Source organism: Streptomyces sp. NPDC058964 (genome assembly GCF_042741275.1).
In the GTDB taxonomy this organism is placed as follows: domain Bacteria; phylum Actinomycetota; class Actinomycetes; order Streptomycetales; family Streptomycetaceae; genus Streptomyces.
Window position 1 is genome coordinate 1 of record NZ_JBHYKH010000312.1, and the last position, 1,501, is coordinate 1,501.

The window sequence follows — 1,501 nt, forward strand, 5'->3', positions numbered from 1 at the left end:
CGTCGGGCGGCGGCGTGGGGAGGGCTCGGGCGGCCTCGCGGCGCCGCCGGGCCGCCTCCTCCTGGGCGGCGGCCAGCGTCTCGGACGCCTCGGTGCTCAGCCGCTCGGCCGCGGCCTGGGCCTCCGCCCGAACCCGGTCGGCGGTGTCCTGGGCCTCCGACTTCAGCCGCTCCGCCTCGGCCGCCGCGTCGGAACGCAGGCGTACGGCGACGGCCTCGCCCTCCGCGCGGGACGCGGACGCGTCCGACGCGGCCTCGTTGCGCAGCCGGTCGGCCTCCGCCTCGGCCTGCTGCTGGAGCGTACGGATCCGCTCGGCGGCCTCGCCGCGCAGCCGCTCGGTCTCCTCGGACGCCTCACGGCGGATGCGGGCGGCCTCGTCACGGGCGTCGGACAGCGCCTGCTCGGCCGACGCGAGCCGGTCCTCGGCCTCGGTGTGCAGCCGGGTCAGCTCGTCGGCGGCCTCGGCGCGCCGGGCCTCCACCGCGCGCTCGGCCTCCTCGCGCAGCTCGCGCGCGGCCCGCTCGGCGTCCTGCTTGAGTGCCTCGGTCTGCTCCTCGGCCTCCGCGCGCAGCCGCTCGGCCTCCTTGCGGGTGCGCTCCAGGGTCTCCTCGGCCTGCCGGCGCAGCGACGTGGCGCGCTCGATGGCCTCCGTACGGACCTTCTCGCTGTCCGTCGTGGCGCTCTGCCGCAGCTCGTCGGCGTCGGCCTTCGCCTTGGCCAGCAGCTCCTCGGCGGACTTGGCCGCCTCCTCGATCTGCTGGACGGCCTCGCGCCGGGCCTCGGCGCGGATGCTCTCGCCCTCCGCGACCGCGTCGGCGCGCAGCTGTTCGGCCTCACCGCGCAGCCGGCGGGCCTCCTCCTGCAGCTCGACCGTCTTGGCGCGGTACTCCTTGGTGTCGTCCTTGGCCGCGCCCTTGAGCTGCTCGGCGATGTCGTGGGCCTCGGCCCGCAGCCGGTCCGCCTCCGCCTCCGCCTCACGACGGATCCGCTCGGCCTCCTCGGCGGCCGCCTTGGTGGTCTGCCGGGCCTCCTCCGACGCCTTGTTGAGGACGTCCTCGGCGGTCTTCGCGGCCTTGCCCAGCTGGGAGGCGGTCTCCTCCGCGGTGACGCTGCGGGCCTTCTCACCGGCCTCGGCGACGATCTTCTCCGCCTCGGCGCGGGCGTCCGCGACGATCTGCTCGGCGTCCGCCTTGGTGGTCTCGGCCTCCTTCGTGGCCTCACCGACCAGCCGGGCGACCTGCTCCTTGGCCGTACGCATGCGCTGCTCGTTGGCCGACTCGGCGCTCGCCAGGGCCTTGGCGGCGGCCTCCTTGGCCTCGGTGACCAGCTTCTCGGCCTCGGACTGCGCCTTGCGCAGCGCCTCGTCGGCCTCGGCCATCCGCTGCTCGGCGGCCCGGCTCAGCTCGCCCCCCTGACGGCGGGCGGCGGGCGACGCCCGCGGGGGGGTAGGGCGCCGGAGCTCCGCGGGGTCGGGGGGGGCCGGGGGCGGGCGCGCGCCGGG

General features: G+C 77.5%; 1 pseudogene. It reads right to left on the bottom strand.

Annotated elements, in window-relative coordinates:
* Positions 1-1,439 (bottom strand): annotated as a pseudogene (locus ACFW2E_RS30510) (hypothetical protein); the annotation flags it as partial.
* Between the last annotated feature and the right edge of the window lie 62 nt (positions 1,440-1,501).